The 19,627-nt window shown below is 71.0% G+C and carries 18 protein-coding genes; 10 read left to right on the top strand and 8 right to left on the bottom strand.

The window, feature by feature from the left end:
- Window positions 1–20: 20 nt before the first annotated feature.
- The gene (locus ABT053_RS30915; protein WP_350973735.1) at window positions 21–1,016 is read right to left on the bottom strand and encodes a LacI family DNA-binding transcriptional regulator; all 996 of its coding nucleotides are present in this window, start codon (window positions 1,014–1,016) and stop codon (window positions 21–23) included.
- Window positions 1,013–2,392 (bottom strand): GH1 family beta-glucosidase, encoded by a 1,380-nt coding sequence (locus ABT053_RS30910; protein WP_350973733.1) that lies wholly within the window; start codon window positions 2,390–2,392, stop codon window positions 1,013–1,015. The genes ABT053_RS30915 and ABT053_RS30910 overlap by 4 nt, the downstream gene beginning before the upstream one ends.
- A 195-nt stretch (window positions 2,393–2,587) precedes the next feature.
- Between ABT053_RS30910 and ABT053_RS30905 the strand changes: the two genes are divergently transcribed.
- The 3 genes from ABT053_RS30905 (at window position 2,588) to ABT053_RS30895 (ending at window position 6,005) form a co-directional block, all read left to right on the top strand.
- Window positions 2,588–3,943: an ABC transporter substrate-binding protein gene (locus ABT053_RS30905; protein ID WP_350973731.1), complete on the top strand. Its 1,356-nt coding sequence runs from the start codon at window positions 2,588–2,590 to the stop codon at window positions 3,941–3,943.
- An 81-nt stretch (window positions 3,944–4,024) separates the two neighbouring features.
- Window positions 4,025–4,999 carry a carbohydrate ABC transporter permease gene (locus ABT053_RS30900; RefSeq protein WP_350973729.1) on the top strand — a complete coding sequence of 325 codons (975 nt, stop codon included), beginning with the start codon at window positions 4,025–4,027 and terminating at the stop codon, window positions 4,997–4,999.
- Between the two features lie 55 nt (window positions 5,000–5,054).
- Entirely contained in the window at window positions 5,055–6,005 is a 951-nt protein-coding gene (locus ABT053_RS30895; protein ID WP_350973727.1) for a carbohydrate ABC transporter permease, read from the top strand.
- A 130-nt stretch (window positions 6,006–6,135) separates the two neighbouring features.
- On the opposite strand, the gene ABT053_RS30890 is transcribed toward ABT053_RS30895, so the two are convergent.
- A complete protein-coding gene (locus tag ABT053_RS30890; RefSeq protein ID WP_350973725.1) occupies window positions 6,136–7,044 on the bottom strand; it encodes a YflT domain-containing protein in 909 nt (302 codons plus the stop codon).
- Window positions 7,045–7,289: 245 nt separating this feature from the next.
- Between ABT053_RS30890 and ABT053_RS30885 the strand changes: the two genes are divergently transcribed.
- Window positions 7,290–7,457 carry a hypothetical protein gene (locus ABT053_RS30885; RefSeq protein WP_350973723.1) on the top strand — a complete coding sequence of 56 codons (168 nt, stop codon included), beginning with the start codon at window positions 7,290–7,292 and terminating at the stop codon, window positions 7,455–7,457.
- 273 nt (window positions 7,458–7,730) lie between these two features.
- Here ABT053_RS30885 and ABT053_RS30880 read toward each other — a convergent pair whose 3' ends face one another.
- Window positions 7,731–9,170: a GuaB1 family IMP dehydrogenase-related protein gene (locus tag ABT053_RS30880; RefSeq protein ID WP_350973721.1), complete on the bottom strand. Its 1,440-nt coding sequence runs from the start codon at window positions 9,168–9,170 to the stop codon at window positions 7,731–7,733.
- A 135-nt stretch (window positions 9,171–9,305) separates the two neighbouring features.
- Between ABT053_RS30880 and ABT053_RS30875 the strand changes: the two genes are divergently transcribed.
- Window positions 9,306–9,773: a GyrI-like domain-containing protein gene (locus ABT053_RS30875; RefSeq protein WP_350973719.1), complete on the top strand. Its 468-nt coding sequence runs from the start codon at window positions 9,306–9,308 to the stop codon at window positions 9,771–9,773.
- A gap of 148 nt (window positions 9,774–9,921) precedes the next feature.
- Here the strand turns inward: ABT053_RS30875 and ABT053_RS30870 are convergent, their stop codons facing one another.
- The 4 genes from ABT053_RS30870 to ABT053_RS30855 all read right to left on the bottom strand — a co-directional run bounded on the left by ABT053_RS30870 (window position 9,922) and on the right by ABT053_RS30855 (window position 12,908).
- Entirely contained in the window at window positions 9,922–10,455 is a 534-nt protein-coding gene (locus ABT053_RS30870) for a hypothetical protein (RefSeq protein WP_350973717.1), read from the bottom strand.
- 46 nt (window positions 10,456–10,501) lie between these two features.
- Entirely contained in the window at window positions 10,502–10,741 is a 240-nt protein-coding gene (locus ABT053_RS30865; RefSeq protein ID WP_350973714.1) for a helix-turn-helix transcriptional regulator, read from the bottom strand.
- A gap of 260 nt (window positions 10,742–11,001) precedes the next feature.
- Complete coding sequence (locus ABT053_RS30860; protein WP_350973712.1) at window positions 11,002–11,691, bottom strand: nitroreductase family protein; 690 nt, start codon at window positions 11,689–11,691, stop codon at window positions 11,002–11,004.
- A gap of 83 nt (window positions 11,692–11,774) precedes the next feature.
- Window positions 11,775–12,908 (bottom strand): CaiB/BaiF CoA transferase family protein, encoded by a 1,134-nt coding sequence (locus ABT053_RS30855; protein ID WP_350973710.1) that lies wholly within the window; start codon window positions 12,906–12,908, stop codon window positions 11,775–11,777.
- Between the two features lie 202 nt (window positions 12,909–13,110).
- On the opposite strand from ABT053_RS30855, the gene ABT053_RS30850 reads away from it, so the two are divergent.
- The 5 genes from ABT053_RS30850 to ABT053_RS30830 form a co-directional block, all read left to right on the top strand.
- Window positions 13,111–14,850: a serine/threonine-protein kinase gene (locus ABT053_RS30850; protein WP_350973708.1), complete on the top strand. Its 1,740-nt coding sequence runs from the start codon at window positions 13,111–13,113 to the stop codon at window positions 14,848–14,850.
- 165 nt (window positions 14,851–15,015) lie between these two features.
- Entirely contained in the window at window positions 15,016–16,050 is a 1,035-nt protein-coding gene (locus ABT053_RS30845) for an NAD(P)-dependent oxidoreductase (RefSeq protein WP_350973706.1), read from the top strand.
- Between the two features lie 118 nt (window positions 16,051–16,168).
- On the top strand, window positions 16,169–17,518 hold the full coding sequence (locus tag ABT053_RS30840; protein WP_502991902.1) for an FAD-binding oxidoreductase: 1,350 nt from the start codon (window positions 16,169–16,171) through the stop codon (window positions 17,516–17,518).
- 14 nt (window positions 17,519–17,532) lie between these two features.
- The gene (locus ABT053_RS30835) at window positions 17,533–18,792 is read left to right on the top strand and encodes a class I SAM-dependent methyltransferase (RefSeq protein ID WP_350973702.1); all 1,260 of its coding nucleotides are present in this window, start codon (window positions 17,533–17,535) and stop codon (window positions 18,790–18,792) included.
- 605 nt (window positions 18,793–19,397) lie between these two features.
- Window positions 19,398–19,627 (top strand): hypothetical protein (locus ABT053_RS30830; protein WP_350973700.1); only part of this gene is annotated, 230 nt, incomplete at its 3' end.

Here is a 19,627-nt window from a genome sequence, read left to right as displayed (position 1 = left end):
GGGCGGGGAGCCGGCGGTGCTCAGGACCCGGTCGACCCCCGGACGACCAGCTCGGTGGGGAGCATCACCTGTGACTTCTCCTCCAGGTCGAGGACCATGCGGGCGAGCCTGCGCCCCATCTCGACGGTCGGCTGCCTGACCGTGCTCAGCGGGGGCTCGGTGTAGGACGCGGCCGGGATGTCGTCGAAGCCGACCACCGCGACGTCGTCGGGGACCCGCCGCCCCGCCTGGCGCAGGGCCGGCAGCGCGCCCAGCGCCATCATGTCGTTCGCCACGAACACCGCGTCTATCTCCGGGTCGTCGGCGAGCAGCTGCCGCATCGCCGACGTCCCCGACTCGCGGGTGAAGTCGCCGACCGCCACGATGGAGCGGCGGTCGGAGTCGCGCAGCACGGCGCGGTAGCCGTTGAGCCGGTCGATCCCGGCGATCATGTCCTGCGGCCCGGCGATGGTGGCGATGCGCCGCCTGCCCCGCTCCATCAGGTGCCGCACCGCGCGCTCGGCGCCGCCCGCGTTGTCCATGTCCACGTACGGCAGGCTGCTGGGCACGGTCGGCCGGCCGCTGCACACCACCGGCACCCCGCGCCTGGCGAGGATGCCCGGCAGCGGGTCGGTGCCGTGCATGGACGCGATGACCACGCCGTCCACGTGGCCGTTGGTGGCGTAGCGCTCGACCCGCTGGTAGCCGCCGGTCATGCCGGTGAGCATCAGCACGAGCTGCTTGTCGGCCTCCTCGATCTCCATGCTGACGCCGCGGATGATCCCGGCGAAGGTGGGGTCGTCGGAGAAGACGCGGGTCGCGGGCTCGGGGAAGACGAGTGCTATGGAGTCGGCCCGCTGGGTGACCAGGCTCCGCGCGGCCTGGTTGGGCACGTAGCCCAGCTCCTCCACGGCGCGGTTGACCGCGTCGCGGATCTGCGGTGCCACGCGCGTGGAGCCGTTGACCACGCGCGAGGCGGTCGCCCGGGACACACCGGCCCGGGCGGCCACCTTCTCCAGGGTTGGCCGGGCCCTCACAGCCCGTTCCGGCGTACGACCTCGCTGTACCACAGCGCGCTGTCCTTGGGGGTGCGGCGTTGCGTCGCGTAGTCGACGTGCACGACGCCGAACCGCTTGCGGTAGCCTTCGGCCCACTCGAAGTTGTCCAGCAGGGACCAGACGAGGTAACCGCGCAGGTCGGCGCCGCCCTCGATGGCCGCGTGCGCCGCGCGCAGGTGCCCGTCGAGGTAGGAGAGACGGCCGGTGTCGTGCACCTCGCCGTCCTCGACGACGTCGTCGAAGGCGGCGCCGTTCTCGGTGATGATCAGCGGGGTGCCCGGATAGTCGCGCGAGAGCCGCAGGAGCAGGTCGGTCAGGCCGAACGGCTGGATCGGCCATCCCATCGCGGTCCGCGGCGCGTCGGTCCCGCCGAAGGCGATGCCCTCGCTGCCCGGGTAGACCGGGTTGGCGGGCTCGCCGGCGCGGGCGGTCACGGTCTGCGGGTGGTAGTAGTTGACGCCCAGCAGGTCGATCGGCTCGCCGATGACCTCCAGGTCCCCGTCCCGCACGAAGGACCAGTCGGTGAAGCGGCGGGCGCGCTCGACGACGTCGGCGGGATACTCCCCGCGCAGCAGCGGGTCGAGGAAGATCCGGTTCTGCAGGCCGTCGACGAGCTCGGCGGCCGGGGTGTCGTCGCCGATCACCGGGGAGAGGTTGAGCGTGACGCCGACCGTGGCGGCGCCGGAGGCGCGCAGCGCCCGGACGGCGAGGCCGTGGCCGAGCAGCAGGTGGTGGGCGGCGGCGAAGCCCAGCGCGGGATCGGCGAGGCCGGGGGCGTGGATGCCCGACGCGTAGCCGAGGAAGGCCGAGCACCAGGGCTCGTTCAGGGTGGTCCAGGTCTCGACCCGGTCGCCCAGCCTGCCGTGCGTGATCGCGGCGTAGTCGGCGAAGTGCTCCGCGACCTCCCGGTTGGTCCAGCCGCCGCGGTCCTCCAGGGTCTGCGGCAGGTCCCAGTGGTAGAGCGTCACGATGGGGGTGATGCCGTTGCCGAGGAGCTCGTCGACGAGCCGGTCGTAGAAGTCCAGGCCGCGCGGGTTGACCGGGCCGGATCCGTCGGGCTGCACGCGGGGCCAGGAGACCGAGAAGCGGTAGGAGTGCAGGCCGAGGTCGCGCATGACCGCGACGTCCTCGGGATAGCGGTGATAGTGGTCGCACGCGACGTCACCCGTGTGACCCGCGTGGACCTTGCCGGGGGTCCGGGAGAAGGTGTCCCATATGGAAGGTCCCCTGCCGTCGTCCCGGGCGGCGCCCTCGATCTGGTAGGCCGCGGTGGCGGCGCCCCAGACGAAGCCCTCGGGAAACCTCAGCACGCCGGAGTCCTGAAGGTCGTAGGACTTTTCGGCGGACATGGTCATGTCCTCACCGCCCCATTCTGTTCGGCTGTCACGTGAGAGCGCTCTCTGGAGCATCACGGTATCGCACAGATTGTGTCAAGAAAATTGAGACCGTAACCGTAATATCACAGTTCTTGACATCGCGTTGTGGGCAGACAATTCTTCCAGAGAGCGCTCTCACACTCCCCGGCAATTGTGTATATGGAGGAAGGTTCCATGTCGCTCCTCTCTCGGCCTCGGCGCACCGCCCTCGCGGCGGGCACCATCGGACTGGCGTTGGTCGTCACCGCCTGTGGATCCTCGGACCCCGCGCCGTCGGCGGGCGGCGGTGCCAGCGCCGCTCCCGAATGCGCCGCCTTCAGCCAGTACGGCAAGCACGAGGGCAAGACCGTCAGCATCTACTCGCCCATCCGTGACGTCGAGGCCGACCTCTTCGAGCAGGCGTGGAAGCCGTTCGCCGACTGTGTCGGAATGAAGATCACCTACGAGGGCACCGGCGAGTTCGAGGCCCAGATCCAGGTCCGCGCGGACGGCGGCAACCCCCCCGACATCGCCTTCTTCCCCCAGCCGGGCCTCCTGGAGCGCTTCGCCAAGGCCGGGAAGCTCAAGCCCGCCTCCGAGGAGGTCAAGAAGCTCGCCGCCGAGGGCTGGTCGGAGGACTGGGCCAAGTACTCCACCGTCGACGGCGTCTTCTACGGCGCCCCGCTGGGCGCCAGCGTGAAGTCCTTCGTCTGGTACTCCCCGAAGATGTTCACCGAGAAGGGCTGGACCGTCCCCAAGACCTGGGACGAGCTCATGACGCTCACCAACACGATCGCCGGCGGCGGCGTCAAGCCGTGGTGCGCGGGCATCGAGTCCGGTGACGCGACCGGCTGGCCGGCCACCGACTGGATCGAGGACCTCATGCTCAGGGAGGCCGGTCCCGAGGGATACGACGACTGGGTGAGCCACAAGACCCCGTTCAACGACCCCAAGGTCACCGCGGCGGCCGAGAAGGTCGGTGCGATCCTGAAGAACGAGAAGTTCGTCAACGGCGGCTACGGCCCGGTCAAGTCGATCGCCAGCACCGCCTTCCAGGAGGGCGGCGCCCCGATCATCGAGGGCAAGTGCGCCCTGCACCGCCAGGCGTCCTTCTACGCCAACTTCTGGCCCGAGGGCACCAAGGTGGCCGAGGACGGCGACGTGTTCGCCTTCTACCTGCCGGGCAACGACCCGGCGAAGAAGCCGGTGCTCGGCGCGGGCGAGTTCGTGGCGGCCTTCACCGACCGTCCCGAGGTCCAGGCCGTCCAGGCCTACCTCGCCGGCGCGGAGTTCCCCGCCGTCCGCATGAAGCTGGCGACCTACGTCACCGCGCGCAAGGGCGTCGACCCGGCCAACGCCCAGAACCCGATCGACAAGCTCTCCATGGAGATGCTCCAGGACCCGAGCACGGTCTTCCGCTTCGACGGCTCGGACCTGATGCCGGCCGCGGTGGGCGCGGGCACGTTCTGGAAGGGCATGACCGACTGGATCAACGGCAAGGACACCAAGACGGTCCTCGACTACATCGAAGCCTCCTGGCCTAAGTCCTGACAAATCCCGATGAGTCCGGTCCCGCGTGACGCGGGACCGGACCGTCGCCCGCCCGGCCCGATCCTTCCGGGAGATCCTCCGATGGACTTCGACTTCGCCGCCGAACTACCCAAAATCGTCCAGCTGCTGATCGGCGTCGCCGCGTTCCTGGTGGTGGTCGCGGTGGTCCTGCTGCTGGTCGACCGCGCTCCGATGCGGCGGCGCGCGTGGACCCACGCCACGATCCTGCTGCTGCCCGCCCTCGTGCTCCTCACCATCGGCCTGGTCGTGCCGGCCGTGCGGACCACCCTGCTGTCGTTCATGAGCGGTGACGGCGAGCAGTGGGTCGGCCTGGCCAACTACGCCTGGATGTTCACCCAGCCGGAGGCGGTGACCGTCCTGCGCAACACCCTCGTCTGGGTGCTGCTCGTCCCGCTGCTGGTGACCGCGATCGGGCTGGTCTACGCCGTCCTGGTCGACCGCACCCGCTTCGAGTCGCTGGCCAAGTCGCTGGTCTTCCTGCCGATGGCGATCTCCTTCGTCGGCGCGGGCATCATCTGGCGCTTCGTCTACGCCTACCGCTCCGAGGAGCAGGACCAGATCGGCCTGCTCAACCAGATCACGGTCGCCTTCGGCGGCGAGCCGCGGCAGTGGCTCCAGGACGCACCGCTCAACACGCTCTTCCTGATCGTGGTCATGGTCTGGATCCAGGCGGGGTTCGCCACCGTGGTGCTCTCCGCCGCCATCAAGGGAATCCCCGCGGAGATCGTCGAGGCCGCCAAGCTGGACGGGGCGACCCCGCTGCAGATGTTCTTCCGGGTGACGCTGCCGTCGATCCGCCCGGCCGTGATCGTGGTGCTGGTCACCCAGTCGATCGGCACGCTCAAGCTGTTCGACATCGTCCGCACCATGACCGGCGGCCAGTTCGACACCAGCGTCATCGCCAACGAGATGTACAACCAGGCGTTCCGGTACGGCGAGACGGGCAAGGGTGCGGCCCTCGCGGTCTTCCTGTTCGTCCTGGTGACCCCGATCGTGATCTACCAGATCCGCCAGCGCAGGGAGGCCGTCAGGTGACCCGGCGAGCAGGCCCGCACGGCGCCGCGAGCGCGCGGCGGGCGAAGGAGTCCACATGGCCACGTTGACCCAGACCGTGGTGCGGCCCGAGACGACGACCGCGCCGCAGCGCGTGCGGCGGAGGCTGAGCGGCCGGGTCGCCAGCGCCGTCGCGATCGTCATCGCCGTTCTGTGGACCACACCGACCTTCGGCCTGCTGCTCTCCTCGCTGCGCCCCGAGGACCAGATCAAGAACACCGGCTGGTGGACGTTCTTCTCCAGCCCGCAGCTCACGCTGGAGAACTACCAGGAGGTCCTGTTCGGCACCTCCTCGTCCTCCGGCCAGATGATGAGCTTCCTGATCAACTCGATCGTCATCACGATCCCGTCGGTGCTCTTCCCGCTGGCCCTGGCGACCTTCGCGGCGTACGCGCTGGCCTGGCTGCCGTTCCGCGGGCGGGAGTGGATCTACATCGGCATCTTCGCGCTGCAGATCGTGCCGCTGCAGATGGCGCTCGTGCCGCTGCTGTCGTTCTTCTCCGAGGGCGTGTCCGTCTTCGGCCTCCAGCTGATGCCCGCCTGGGACCTGGAGGGCCCGGCCAGGTTCGTCCAGGTCTGGTTCGCGCACACCTGCTTCGCGCTGCCGCTGGGCGTCTTCCTGCTGCACAACTTCATGTCGGAGCTTCCCGGCGAGCTGATGGAGGCGGCGCGGGTCGACGGGGCCAGCCACGGGAAGGTCCTGCGCACGATCGTCCTCCCGCTGGTCGGGCCCGCGCTCGCCACCTTCGCGATCTTCCAGTTCCTCTGGGTCTGGAACGACCTGCTGGTGGCCCTGATCTTCGCCGGGGGCACCCCGGAGAGCGCCCCGATGACGGTACGGCTGGCGCAGATGGCCGGCACCAAGGGCAACGAGTGGCAACGCCTGACCTCGGGGGCGTTCGTCTCGCTGGTCATCCCGCTGATCGTCTTCCTGTCGATGCAGCGCTACTTCGTCCGCGGCCTGCTGGCGGGCAGCGTCAAGGGCTGATCATCAAGGGCTGATCGCCAAGGGCTGACCGCTCCTCCGCTCCTCCGCCCCTCCGGCGCGACCCGGCGGGCGCCCCCCGACCTGGGGGCGCCCGCCGGGTTTCCCGTACGTGCCTCGGAAGGTTCTCCGGTCAGGAGCCGGGCCGCTCCTGGGCGGCCGACGCGGTGGAGCGGTCGGGGGAGACCGGCTGGGCGGGGATCTGGTGCTCGGCGGTGCCGGGCCGGGCCGGGGCGGGACGCTCCTCCGTGGCGGGCGAGGTGCTCGACGGCACTGCGGGGGCCGGAGTGGCCTCGGTGACGGGTCCGGCCGGGGCGTCCGCGTCCGCGTGCGCGGGGAGATCGGCGGTGGCCGGTCGAGGGGCGAGGTCGGGGGTGACCGGCCGCGGGGGGAGGTCGGAGGTGACCGGACGGCCGGAGACGTCGGGGGCGGTCGGCTGCGGGGGGACGTCGGTGGCGAGCGTCGCCGGGGGGACGGGGTTGCGGGGGAGGGTGGTCCCCGCCGCGGCCGGGTCGTACAGGCCGGCGGACGGGGGAACCTCGACCACCACGGTGTCGGCCGGGCCGGGGGTCGACTCCAGGACGGCCCGCGCGTGGTCCATGTGCGAGGCCGCGACCAGCACGTCGTAGCGGCCCGCGACGATCGCGCTGCGCGAGGCGAAGTCCCGCTTGCCGCCGGTGAAGACGTGGTTGATGAACCCAAACGCGGCGCCCATCACGGCACCCCACAGGGCCGCCCAGAGCACGAGCACGAAGAACGAGAACGTGGTCGAGGTGAACAGGCCGAGGAACATCCCCACCACGGCGCCGAAGGCCGCGCCGCTCCCGGCCCCGGTGAGCGCGGCCCGCCCATTGGTCATCCTGCCGGTGACGGTCTCCTCGAGTTTCAGGTCGCTGCCGACGATCGCCACGTTCTCGACGGGAAATCCCGCGTCGGAGAGCGCGTCCACGGTTCGCTGTGCCGCGAGGTAGTTGTCGTAGCCTGCCAGGACCCTCCGGTCCACGACGACCTGCGTGTCCAGGCCGGTGGGCGTTCCATTCATGTCCGCTCGCCTTTCGGGGGTGGGAGATGGCTCGACGGGCCGACTACCCCGTGGCCGTAGGAGGATGCGCGCTCTCCGCCGGGATCTCCCCGCGAGTGACGAGCCCCGGGAACCTCAACCGGCCAAGGCTATGAATTGGGAAAGAAATCCGGACAATTTGGACATTGGTAAGGGCTTACCGTTAGGGTTCCTACGAGATGCGGGCGAGGGGAGGTACCGGTGCCAAGGTCGCGAAGGAATCGGAAATGATCGCGCTCATCGTGATGGTGGAGGTGGTACTGGTGCTCGCGGCCTTCGCCGCGGTGTACGGCCTCACCCGTTATCGGAACAGGCCGCTGTGGCTGGAGGAACGTCGCACGCCCGGCACCGGCGCCGACCCCGACGACCGGACGCCCCGGACCCGCGAGAGGTGACCCGCGAGAGGTGACCGGCGAGCGACCGGACGCCCCGGACCCGCGAGAGATGACCGGCGAGAGCGGGCGCCACGCGTACGGCGGCGGCGCCGCGCTCCCAGGGGTGGATCCGCCGCGGGCGGCGGTGCCGGGCCCCCGCACGGGAGGTGGCGCCGCGCCCCCACGCGTGGATCCACCGCGGGGGGTGCCCCGAGCCCCCGCGGTCGCGCTCCCACGGGTGGATCCGCCGCAAAAGGTGCCCCGAGCCCCTGCGGTCGTGCTCCCACGGGTGGATCACCAGCTCTGGTGGAGCGGCATCCCCTCGGTGTAGCCGGACGCGCTCTGCACGCCGATCACCGCGCGCTCGTGGAACTCCTCCAGGGTGGCGGCGCCCGCGTAGGTGCAGGAGGAGCGCAGGCCCGCCACGATGGCGTCGATCTGGTCCTCGACGCTGGGCATGGCCGGGTCGAGATACATCCTGGAGGTCGAGATGCCCTCCTCGAACAGTGCCTTGCGCGCCCGGTCGAAGGGGGAGTCCTCGGCCGTGCGCAGCCGCACCGCGCGGGCCGAGGCCATGCCGAAGTTCTCCTTGTACTTGCGCCCGTCGGCGGAGGTGCGGGTGTCGCCGGGCGACTCGTAGGTGCCCGCGAACCACGAGCCGATCATCACGTTGGACGCCCCCGCGGCCAGGGCCAGGGCCACGTCGCGGGGATGGCGGACGCCGCCGTCGGCCCACACGTGGCGGCCCAGCCTGCGGGCCTCGGCGGAGCACTCCAGCACGGCGGAGAACTGCGGGCGGCCCACGCCGGTCATCATCCGGGTGGTGCACATCGCCCCCGGGCCGACGCCGACCTTCAGGATGTCCGCCCCCGCCTCGACGAGGTCCCGTACGCCCTCGGCGGTGACGACGTTGCCCGCCGCGACGGGCACGTCCGGGCCGAGCGCGCGGACCGCCCTCAGGGCGCTGATCATCTTCTCCTGGTGGCCGTGGGCGGTGTCCACGACCAGGCAGTCCACCCCGGCGTCGAGCACCTCCTTGGCCTTGGCGGCCACGTCGCCGTTGACCCCGACGGCCGCCGCGACGCGGAGCCTGCCCGAGTCGTCGACGGCGGGCCGGTACAGGGTGGCGCGCAGCGCGCCCGTCCTGGTCAGGATGCCGACGAGCCTGCCGTCCGCGTCCACCACGGGGGCGAGCCGGTGGCGCCCCCCGTGGAGGCGGTCGAAGGCCTCGCGCGGGTCGAGCCCGGCGGGCAGCGTGAGCAGGTGGTCGGACATCACCTGGGAGAGCTGGGTGTACATGTCCACGCCCGAGCAGTCGCTCTCGGTGACCACGCCGGCCGGGCGGTTGTCCCAGTCGACGATGATGATCGCGCCGTGGGCCCGCTTGGGCAGCAGGTTGAGCGCCTCGCCGACGGTGTCGTGCGGGGTGAGCGTGAGCGGCGTGTCGTGGACCAGGTCGCGTTTCTTGACCCAGTCGACGACGTCGGCGACCACGTCGATCGGGATGTCCTGCGGGATCACGGTGATCCCGCCCCGCCGCGCGACGGTCTCGGCCATCCGCCGTCCCGCCACCGCCGTCATGTTGGCGACCACGACGGGAATGGTGGTTCCGGTGCCGTCCCTGCTGGAGAGGTCGACGGCGAGTCGCGAGCCGACGGAGGAGAGCGACGGGACCATGAAAACGTCGCTGTAGGTCAGGTCGTAGGCCGGTGCCATCTCATTAAGAAATTTCACATTGATCCACCTTATCCCGTGAATTGCCAGAGATGAGCGTTCCCCTTTTCCGGGTCTCCGAAGAGGACCGGGCAGGTCGGGCCGGAGGCTAAGATCCGGTTTGCGTGAATAAGTGGATGGCCATGAGGAGGCATTGTGATCGTGGTTGATCGGCCCGAGATGCTTGTCGTAGGCCATGCCGTACGGACGTCGAACGCCGACGAGATGGAGCCGGGCCGGGGGAGGCTCGGCGCGCTCTGGGCGCGGGCGGGATCCCCGGGGGCCTTCGCGCACGTGCCGGGACGGGTCGACGAAAACATCTACGCGGTGCTCACCGACTACGAGAGTGACCACCACGGCGCCTACACCCAGATCGTCGGGGTCGCCGTGCGCAGCGCCGCGGCGCTGCCCGAGGGCATGGTGGCGGTACGGGTGCCCGGGGTGCCGTCGTTGAGGATCGAGGCCCGCGGGCCGATGCCGGGTGTCCTGCTGGAGGCGTGGCAGCGGCTGTGGAAGCACACCGAGTCGGGGGGCACCCCGCCGAGGTCCTTCACCACCGACCTGGAGGTGCACCACCCCGGGGGCGCCGACATCTACGCGGCGGTGTTCTCCTCGATGGGCTGAGCGGGACCGTTCCCGGCGCGCCGGGCGCAACCGCCGGGTGGCCCGGTACGGCCCCCGTGACCGTACCGGACCCGCACCGGACCTTCCTCGCCGCCCCGGGATCCCGCCGCCGTACGGCCGCTCCCGGCCGTCCGCGTCCACCACGGGCTCAGTCGTCGTCGTCGGGCGGGTCGGGCAGCCGCCAGGCGGAGACGATCAGCGGGAGCACGAAGTGCGTCAGGAGCAGGGCGAGCGCCATGGAGACGATCGCGTCCGCCGGCATGGAGTAGTCGGGGCCCCGGGAGCTGCCCGCCACCAGGGCCGTGACGTACAGGACGGCCAGGATGCCCGTCGTGACCTGGTGGGCGACGGCGACGGTCCGCAGGCGCTCGCCGATCTGGCGCTCGTCCAGGTTGCGCTCGGACATCTCGACGACGCCGCGGGTGGCGATGTTGAGCAGCGTGACGGCGGGGAAGTAGATGACCATGCTGAGCGCCAGGAGCGCGAAGTCGGACAGGTCGGCGTCCTCGCTCGGCGCGTCGGCCCAGGAGAGGGCGACGTCCGCCCACAGGAGCACCAGCGAGAGGACCACCGCCGCGGCGATGAGCCGCCTGGCGCCCCGGGTGGAGTACCAGTGGCGGCCCTCCTGGCGCTCCAGGACCTCCGCGCGGGTCTGACGCCAGCTTTCCTTCCACGTGTTCATCGAATACCTCCGGGGGGAGAGCCCGGCCTCGCGGCCGGGGAGGGGGTCAGCTGACCCGGCCGCTGCCGAGCCGGGGGAACGGTTTGAGGGAGAACACGACTTCCAGCGGCACCTCGAAGTGCTCGGCGATCCTCATGGCGAGGAACAGGCTCGGGCTGTACTCGCCGCGCTCCAGATAGCCGATCGTCTGGTAGTGAACCCCCAGCGCGGCGGCCAGGTCCTTGCGCGATATCCCGCGCTCGGCCCTCAGCACCGAGATCCGGTTGTAGACGTCTTCCGCTGACATTTCGGCGACCCTCCCCGCTCAGGAGAGCCACACGGCTGATGGCGGTGACGAAGTGTGGATACGTAGTGCAGTACTCATGTGAATGAATGTAGTACAACTACTACATAAGAATCAACACCTACAACGAGCGGAGGTACGGCTACGGCGGGCGCATCCCTCGCGCCGGTGTCCCGGAAGAGGTGTTCAACGCCCAGAGGCGGCTGTCTCCCGAACTTCGGGGGACAGCCGCCTCTGGGTGTCGGAGTGGAAGACCCCGGGGCTCAGCCCTCCGGCTTCCACAGGGGCTCGGGAACCTCGAAGCCCACGTCCTGGCCCCACCGGTTGCGGTAGCTCACCTCGTGCGCCGGGCGGCGGGGCGCGACGCCCCAGCGGCCGGTCGGGTAACCGAAGGTGACCGCGCAGGCCAGGGTCCAGCCCTTGCCCTCGGGCACGCCGAGCACCCGCAGCGTCTCCTCGGCGTGGAAGATGCCGAGCACGCTGGTCAGCGCGCTGCCCACCCCGTGGGCGCGGGCGGCGAGCTGCGCGCTCCACACCGAGGGGAAGATCGAGCCGCCGGACGGGTCGTTGCGGACGAACGCGAACAGCAGCAGCGGATAGCCCTCGAAGTGGTCGGCCAGGTGTTTGGCCGACTTCAGCACGTTGAGCGTCCGGGTGTCGCCCTCGGCCTCGGCCTTCTCGCGCATCGGCTTGTAGTGGCCCTCGAAGAGCCGTCCGAGCGCGTCCCGGTAGAGGGGGCCGAGCCGCTCCTTCACCGCGAGGTCGTCGACCAGCAGGAAACGCCAGCTCTGCACGTTGCCGCCGCTGGGCGCGCGGACCGCGGCGTCCAGGATGCTCCGCTGGACCTCCTCGGGGATCGGGTCCGGCTTGACCCTGCGCATCGCCCTGGTCGTGTAGAGGGCCTCGAAGACGTCCATCCCCGCCGGCCCGCCCTCGATACTCGTGCTTTCCAAACCTTCCACGCCTTTCATGTCCGCCTTCGTCTCGTTGTTCGCGGGATTGCCACCCGCCGTCTCCTTGCCCGCCCCGGTGCCCCTCAGGCCAGCACCCCGGCCTCGCGCAGCCGCGCCGCGGTCTCGCCGGGCAGCCCCCAGGAGGACAGGTCCGCCAGCCGGGTGGAGGGGGAGAGGTCCTGCTCGGGCACGCCGATCAGGCGCGGCGCGGGCGCGGGCTGCCTGACCCCGCCGACCTCGACGAACAGGCCCCTGGCCTTGTTGTGCGGGTGGTCCGCGGCCTCGCCGCCCTCCAGCACGGGGGAGACGCAGGCGTCGGTGCCGTCGAAGACCGCCTCCCACTCGGCGCGGGTCCTGGACCGGAACGCCTCGGCGAGCCGCTCGCGGAGCGCGGGCCACTGCGACCTGTCGTTACGGTCGGGCAGGTCCTCCAGGCCCATCAGGGTGGTCATCTCCGCCCAGAACTGCGGCTCCAGCGCCCCGACGGCCACGTACCGGCCGTCGGCGGTCTCGTAGGTGTCGTACATCGGCGCGCCGGTGTCGAGCAGGTTCGTGCCGCGCGGGCCCCAGCCGCCGGTCTGCACGCCGTGGTGGAACATCGCGAACAGCGTCGCCGCGCCGTCCACCATGGCGGCGTCGATCACCCTGCCCTCGCCGGTCCGCTCCCGCTCGATCAGCGCCAGCAGCACGCCGTACGCGAGCATGAGGCCGCCCCCGGCGAAGTCGCCGAGGATGTTGATCGGCGGGGTGGGGCGCTCGCCCTCGCGGCCCAGCATCGAGAGCACGCCGGAGACGGCGATGTAGTCGATGTCGTGCCCGGCGGTCGGCGCGAGCGGGCCGTCCTGGCCCCAGCCGGTCATCCGCCCGTAGATCAGGCGCGGGTTGACCGCGTGCAGGTCGGCCGGGCCGATGCCGAGGCGCTCGGCGACCCCCGGCCGGAAGACCTCGACGACCACGTCGGCGTGGCGGGCCAGCTCCTTGAACGCGGCCACCCCCTCGGGGGACTTCAGGTCCAGGCCGACCGTCCGTTTGCCCCGGTCCATCACGTCGGGGCGCGGCCTGTCACCGGCCCTGGCGACGACGCTCGCGCGCTCGACGCGCAACACCTCGGCCCCGTGGTCGGCCAGCATCATCCCGGCGAACGGCCCGGGGGCCAGCCCCGCCAGTTCGAGCACGCGGACTCCGGCCAGCGGGCCCTTCCTGGTCACGTGCTCCATCGGCATTCTCCTCGGGTGCGTTCCTGGTCTCGTCGGGCACGGCGTGCCCAGGCGATCGCCTGGTCGCGGACACCGCCGTGCTCCCGCCCAAGTAGAACAACATTCGGCTTTCCATGGCAAGACACATCGCGAGGAGCCGCGTGGCGCCCGCGCGTGTATGGGAAACTTGCGCCCTCTCCGAATGGGACCTAGGGGTTTTGCGATGACATATCCGCACAGTGAACGGGTGGTCGCTGGGCGCTATCGATTGCTGCGAGAGCTCGGCAGGGGCGGGATGGGCGTCGTGTGGGAGGGCTACGACACCCTCCTCAACCGCTCGGTCGCCGTGAAGGAGGTGCTCCTGCCGCCCAACCTCTCCCCGGCCGAGCACCAGGTCCAGCTGACCCGCACCTCCCGCGAGGCCAGGACGGCGGCGAGGCTCAACCACCGCGGCATCGTGGCGATCTACGACGTGGCGGAGCAGGACGGCCGCCCCTGGATCGTCATGGAGCTGGTCAGGGCCCGCGGCCTGGACGAGGTCGGCCTGCTGCCGGTGCCCCAGGTCGCCGGCATCGGCCGCCAGGTCCTGTCGGCCCTGCGGGCGGCCCACGAGGCCGGGATCCTGCACCGCGACGTCAAGCCGAGCAACATCCTGCTGGACGCCGAGGGCCGCGCCGTGCTCTCCGACTTCGGCATCGCCGTGATCGAGGGCGACACCTCGCTCACCCAGACCGGCATGGTGACGGGCTCGCCGAGCTTCCTGCCGCCCGAGCGCGCCACCGGCACCGACGCGGGCCCCTGGTCCGACCTGTGGGCACTCGGCGCCACCCTCTACGCGGCCCTGGTCGGCCACGGGCCGTTCGAGCGCCGCGACGCGATCTCCACCCTCGGCGCGCTCCTCACCGAGGAGCCCGACCTCGGCGTGGTGCCCCTGGAGATGCGGGCGGTGCTCACCGGCATGCTCCAGCGGGAGCCCGCCCACCGGCTCACCGCGCAGCAGGCCGACGCCATGCTGGCCGAGGTCGTCAACGACCCGGCGGCCGCGGCCCGCCGTACCGGGGAGACCGCCGTCCGCCACGCGGGAGGAGGCGGAGGACACCGTACGGGCGGGACCGGCGGCCACCGCGCGGGCGGGACCGGGGGACACCGCACGGGCGGGATCCCCAACGGCACGCAGGAGAACTTCAGCCGCATCGGCAAGACCTCCCACGGCGCCGGGGGGCGGGACCGGCACGACACCAGGAACTCGGCCGTTTCCGGAGGCCGCGGGGGACGGCGGCTCCCGCTGATCGTGGGGGCCGTCGTGCTCCTGGCGGCCGGGGGCGCCGCGGCGGCCGTGGCGATGTCGCAGCCCGAGCAGCGGACGGTGGCGCGCTCCGCGCCCACCGTCGCCGAGAGCACGCCGGAGCCGGTGGAGGAGACCGAGTCGGAGACCCCCACCCCGACCCCCACCCCCAAGCCCGCCAGGACCAGGACGGTGACGTCCGCCGGAGGGCTGAAGCAGTGGCGGGCCCGCCCCCCGGAGAACTGGTCGATCAGCTATCCGGCCGGATGGACCGGCGACTGGGCGGCCGAGACGGGCTACACCCAGTGGCTGCGCCGCGACGGGGCCGCCCACCTGTCGGTGGAGCCGCTGGAGGGGGCGGCCGAGGGCCTGGAGTCGCTCCAGGAGACCGTCAGGGAGAGCGTGATCCAGTGGAGCGACATCCACTCCGAGGACACGGCCAAGATCCCCCTCGCCTACGGCGCCGGGCTCAGGTGGGAGTTCACCTGGACCATGAAGGACAGCGGGGGAGCCCCCTGGGCCACCGCCGGGGTGACCTACCACGAGGTGCGGAGGTTCGTCGAGGTGGGCGACTCGGTCATGGTGCTCAGCTGGACCACCCACGACGCCGACTGGGTCGCCCAGCAGGCCCTCATGACCCGCGTGTTCGACAGCTTCCACCCCCGCGGAGGGGAGTGACCCGCCCCGGAGGCCGCCCGGGTCGCCCGGGCCGCGCGCCCGGCGGCCTTCCCGCCCCGGGCTCCGGTCCCCGCCCTGAGCTCCCATTTCTTCCTGAGCCCTGGTTCCTGCCTTGAGCCCTGGTTCCTCCCCTGAGCTCCCGTTCCTTCCCTGGAGGCGAGTGACATGACCCAACGGAGTCCGGGCCCCGGCGGCCTCCGCCCCGGGGCGGAGGGTGACGCGCCCTGGAGGGTGCTCGCGCTGCCGCCGCTCCCCGAGGAGGCGGTACGCAACCTGCTCGGCTCGCTCGGTGACCGGGTCGCCGTGTCGGTTCCCGCGGCCCGCGACCGGGAGTCGCTGCTCGCCGCCCTCGGCGACGCCGAGATCGTGGTCGGCGACTGGAGCGGCGGCCTCACCCTGGACGCCGAGGCCCTCCGGGCCGCGCCTGACCTGGCGTTCGTCCAGCAGCCCTCCGTGGGCGTGGACGGCCACGACCTCGCCGCGCTCGCCGAGGCGGGCGTCCCGCTGGCCAACACCGCGGGGGTGAGCGCGATCGGGGTGGCCGAGTGGTGTCTCGCCGCCGCGCTCGCGCTGTCGCGGCGGCTGCTCGACGCCGACGCCGCGGTCCGCGCGGGACGCTGGCCGCAGCTGGACCTCGGGCCCGCCGAGCTGTACGGCTCGCGCGTCGGCATCGTCGGGTTCGGCCCGATCGGCGAGGCCGCCGCCCGGATGTTCGCCGCCCACGGATGCGAGGTCTCCTACTGGACCCGCACGCCGCGCGAGGTGCCGTACACCTACCGTGAGCTCGGCGAGCTGGTCGCCGGCTCCCAGGTGCTCGTCCTGGTCGTCCCGCTGACGGAGGAGACCAGGAGGATGGTCGACCCGTCCCTGATGCCCGCGGGCTCGCTGCTCGTCAACGCGGCGCGGGGGCAGGTGGTCGATTCGGCGGCGCTGCTGTCCGCGCTGGAGTCGGGGCATCTGGGCGGCGCCGCGCTCGACGTGTTCGACACCGAGCCGCTGCCGCCGGACGACCCGCTGCGCGACAGCCCGAGGGTCCTGCTCTCGCCGCACGTGGCCGGGGTGACCCCCCAGTCGACCGGCCGCCTGATCCGCTGCGTGCTGGACAACCTGGAGGCCGCGCTTGACGGCCGGCCCGTGGTCAACGTGGTGAACGGGGTCGACGCGGTGGTCGGTCGAAGATCGCGAGAAGGACGGTCGTAGAGTTTTCCCGTGTTTAACGCGCCCTGCCTGGCTCCGGAGACATCCGAGATATAACGTGCCTAGGGGCGATCTTTCCAACGAGGTCATGGGGGTGATTACCGTGCGACAGATGACGGGGATGTCGGCGCACCGTCAAGCGGTGGAGCAGATCAGGGAGTCCTACGCCGCCATTCCGGGGGACGCGGTGCCACGGCTCTCCAAGGCCACCACCAACCTGTTCCGGTTCAGGGACGGCGCCCGGTCGGCGAAGCTCTCGGCCAGGGATCTCGACCAGGTGATCGAGGTCGACCCGGTGGCGATGACCGCCGAGGTCCAGGGGATGACGACCTACGAGAACCTGGTCGACGCCACGCTCGCCCACGGGTTCATGCCGTTCGTCGTGCCGCAGCTGAAGACGATCACGCTGGGCGGGGCGGTGACGGGGCTCGGCATCGAGTCCACCAGCTTCAGGGACGGGCTGCCGCACGAGTCGGTGGAGGAGCTGGAGATCCTCACCGGCGACGGCAGGATCGTGGTGGCCCGCGACGACAACGAGCACCGTGACCTGTTCCGCGCGTTCCCCAACTCCTACGGCACGCTCGGCTACGCCCTGCGGATCCGGATCAAGCTCAAGCCCGTCCAGCCGTACGTCAGGCTGACCCACATCCCGTTCGGCGACGCCGACAAGTGCATGCTCGCGATGCGCGAGATCTGCGAGCACGGCGAGTACGAGGGCGAGCGCGTCGACTTCGTCGACGGCACGTTCTTCGGCCCCGGGGAGCTCTACATCACGGTGGGCCGCTTCGCCGAGCGCGCCCCGTACCTCTCCGACTACACCGGGATGCGCATCTACTACCGGTCCATCCAGACCAGGACCCGCGACTGGCTCACCGTCCGCGACTACCTGTGGCGCTGGGACACCGACTGGTTCTGGTGCTCGCGCGCCTTCGGCGTGCAGACCGCGCTGGTGCGGTCCCTGATGCCGCGCAAGTGGATGCGCTCGGACGTCTACCGCAGGCTCGTCGGCCTCGACCGCAAGTACGGGGTGATCGCCCGGGTCGACCGCTGGCGCGACCAGCCCGTGCAGGAGTCGGTCATCCAGGACATCGAGGTGCCCGTCGAGCGCGGCGCCGAGTTCCTGCAGTTCTTCCACGACAAGGTCGGGATGGCGCCGGTCTGGATGTGCCCGCTGAGGTCCACCGGCGAGTGGCCCCTCTACCCGCTGGAGCCGGGACGGCTCTACGTCAACTTCGGCTTCTGGGGAACGGTCCCCCTCCCCAGGGGACAGTTCGACGGTTACCACAACCGTCTGATCGAGAACCGGGTCCACGAGCTGGAGGGGCATAAATCGCTGTACTCCACTTCGTTCTACCCGGAGGATGAATTCTGGCGGTTTTATAACGGAACCGCCTACTGGCCGGTCAAGCGGGCATACGACGGGGGTGGCCGGTTGCTCGACCTCTACGACAAGTGTGTTCGGGGGCGTTAAGAGAGGCTGATTCTGTGTTGCTCGCAGAGATCTTCGAGAAGGTCATGGGGCCCGAGGCGGACGTGCGCTTCGTCGCCTACGACGGAAGCAAGGCCGGTCCGTCCGGCGCCGACATCAGTGTCGAGGTGAAGACCCCGGCGGCCGTCGCGTACCTGGCACAGGCCCCCGGAGAGCTGGGTCTGGCCAGGGCGTACGTGTCCGGCCACCTCGACGTCGACGGCGACATGTACACCCTGCTGTCGCGCATGTGGTCGCTCACCGTCAACGACATCCCGGTCGGGCAGAAGCTCGCGGCCGTCCGAGCCCTCGGGGTCCGCCCGCTGCTCACGCGGATGCCGCCGCCTCCGCAGGAGGTGCGGCGCAGCGTGCTCGCCCGGATGGGCAGCAGGCACGCCAAGCAGCGCGACGCCGAGGCGATCCACCACCACTACGACGTTTCCAACAGGTTCTACTCGTGGGTGCTCGGCCCCTCCATGGCCTACACCTGCGCGGTCTTCCCCGAGCAGGAGTCCACGCTGGAGGAGGCGCAGCTCACCAAGTTCGAGCTCGTCGCCCGCAAGCTGGACCTCAAGCCCGGCATGAAGCTGCTCGACGTCGGCTGCGGCTGGGGCGGCATGGTCATCCACGCCGCCCGCGAGTACGGCGTGAAGGCGCTGGGGGTCACCCTCTCGCGCCAGCAGGCCGAGTGGGCGCAGAAGGCGATCGCCGAGGCCGGTCTCGGCGAGCTCGCCGAGGTCCGCCACATGGACTACCGCGACGTACCGGAGACCGGCTTCGACGCCGTCAGCTCGATCGGCCTGACCGAGCACATCGGCAAGGACCAGCTGCCCTTCTACTTCCGCTTCCTGTACGACAAGCTCGTCCCCGGCGGCCGGCTGCTCAACCACTGCATCACCCGCCCGACGGGCACGGAGAAGACCCTCAACGCCGGCGGCTTCATCAACCGCTACGTCTTCCCCGACGGGGAGCTGGAGTCGGTCGGCTACCTGGCCCGCCAGATCGAGGACACCGGGTTCGAGATCCGCCACGAGGAGAACCTGCGCGAGCACTACGCGCAGACCCTCCGCTTCTGGTGCGCCAACCTCGACGACCACTGGGACGAGGCGGTCAAGGAGGTCGGCGAGGGCACGGCGCGGGTCTGGCGCCTCTACATGGCGGCCTGCGTGGTCGGCTTCGAACGCAACAAGATCCAGCTCCACCAGGTCCTCGGGGTGAAGCTCGACTCCGACGGCGCGGCCGGCCTCCCGCTCCGCCCGTCGCTCGACTGGCCCTGACCTCCGGAGAACCACCGGAAGACCCCGGGAACCCGACGGCCGAGACCCGGCCTCCGGCACCTGACACCCGGAACCTGACACCCGGAACACGGTTCACGCGGGAAGCCCCCGCGCGGGAGACGCTCGTACGGGATGTTCCTCTACGAGAATCCGCGCGGGCGCTCACGTGAGCGTTCACACCGGACCGTACGGCCCCCGTCTCGGACACCCCGAGACGGGGGCCGTACGGCTTTCCGGGCCCTTCTCCGCCCGGAGCCCGAGGCCCGGTGCCCGAGGCCCGGTGCCCGAGGCCCGGTGCCCGAGGCCCGGAGCCCGAAGTCCGGAACCCGAGACGACTCGAACGCAAATTCTTGCGCGATAATGACAGTAGATTTCATCGACATTTCTTACTATTGCGTTTGTGTATCGAGTCCTGTCAGGATGACGCAGGCGGCCCGCTGTCGCGCCGGGGACGACGCGTACCGCCCCCGTGCCTGTGGCGTGCGGTTTCCTCCTGGCCGGAACGTGTTCCGGCCGCCCGCGCGGGCCCCACCGGCACGGCACCCCCCGCCCCCCCGGATGGAGCGGCGAAGTACGGATGGCCGCTCCGGACGAAAGGAGTTCACGTGGCCGTTTCGCGTCGGAGGTTCATGACCTCCGTGGTGTCCGGGTCCGCTCTCGCCGCGGTGTCGTCGTCGCAGCTACTGTCCGCGCTGGGCAGCGCGGCCCATGCCGCCAGCCCGCCCGGCGACGTGGTCGGCAAGATCACCGTCGGCTACCAGGGCTGGTTCGCCTGCAAGGGCGACACCGCCCCCATCAACGGCTGGTGGCACTGGAGCGACAACATGGCCCAGCC

The organism is Streptosporangium sp. NPDC002524 (assembly GCF_040295985.1).
Taxonomy (GTDB): domain Bacteria; phylum Actinomycetota; class Actinomycetes; order Streptosporangiales; family Streptosporangiaceae; genus Streptosporangium.
The sequence above is the reverse complement of the archived record's forward strand: the minus strand, read 5'-3'. Positions and strand labels throughout refer to the sequence as shown.

Excerpts from the sequence above, each read along its gene's own strand:
- ABT053_RS30845 (WP_350973706.1), top strand. The coding sequence starts at position 15,016 with ATGACCCAACGGAGTCCGGGCCCCGGCGGCCTCCGCCCCGGGGCGGAG.
- ABT053_RS30850 (WP_350973708.1), top strand. The coding sequence starts at position 13,111 with ATGACATATCCGCACAGTGAACGGGTGGTCGCTGGGCGCTATCGATTG.
- ABT053_RS30840 (WP_502991902.1), top strand. The coding sequence starts at position 16,169 with ATGTCGGCGCACCGTCAAGCGGTGGAGCAGATCAGGGAGTCCTACGCC.
- ABT053_RS30885 (WP_350973723.1), top strand. The coding sequence starts at position 7,290 with ATGATCGCGCTCATCGTGATGGTGGAGGTGGTACTGGTGCTCGCGGCC.
- ABT053_RS30855 (WP_350973710.1), bottom strand. The coding sequence starts at position 12,908 with ATGGAGCACGTGACCAGGAAGGGCCCGCTGGCCGGAGTCCGCGTGCTC.
- ABT053_RS30895 (WP_350973727.1), top strand. The coding sequence starts at position 5,055 with ATGGCCACGTTGACCCAGACCGTGGTGCGGCCCGAGACGACGACCGCG.
- ABT053_RS30870 (WP_350973717.1), bottom strand. The coding sequence starts at position 10,455 with ATGAACACGTGGAAGGAAAGCTGGCGTCAGACCCGCGCGGAGGTCCTG.
- ABT053_RS30905 (WP_350973731.1), top strand. The coding sequence starts at position 2,588 with ATGTCGCTCCTCTCTCGGCCTCGGCGCACCGCCCTCGCGGCGGGCACC.
- ABT053_RS30890 (WP_350973725.1), bottom strand. The coding sequence starts at position 7,044 with ATGAATGGAACGCCCACCGGCCTGGACACGCAGGTCGTCGTGGACCGG.
- ABT053_RS30865 (WP_350973714.1), bottom strand. The coding sequence starts at position 10,741 with ATGTCAGCGGAAGACGTCTACAACCGGATCTCGGTGCTGAGGGCCGAG.
- ABT053_RS30900 (WP_350973729.1), top strand. The coding sequence starts at position 4,025 with ATGGACTTCGACTTCGCCGCCGAACTACCCAAAATCGTCCAGCTGCTG.
- ABT053_RS30910 (WP_350973733.1), bottom strand. The coding sequence starts at position 2,392 with ATGACCATGTCCGCCGAAAAGTCCTACGACCTTCAGGACTCCGGCGTG.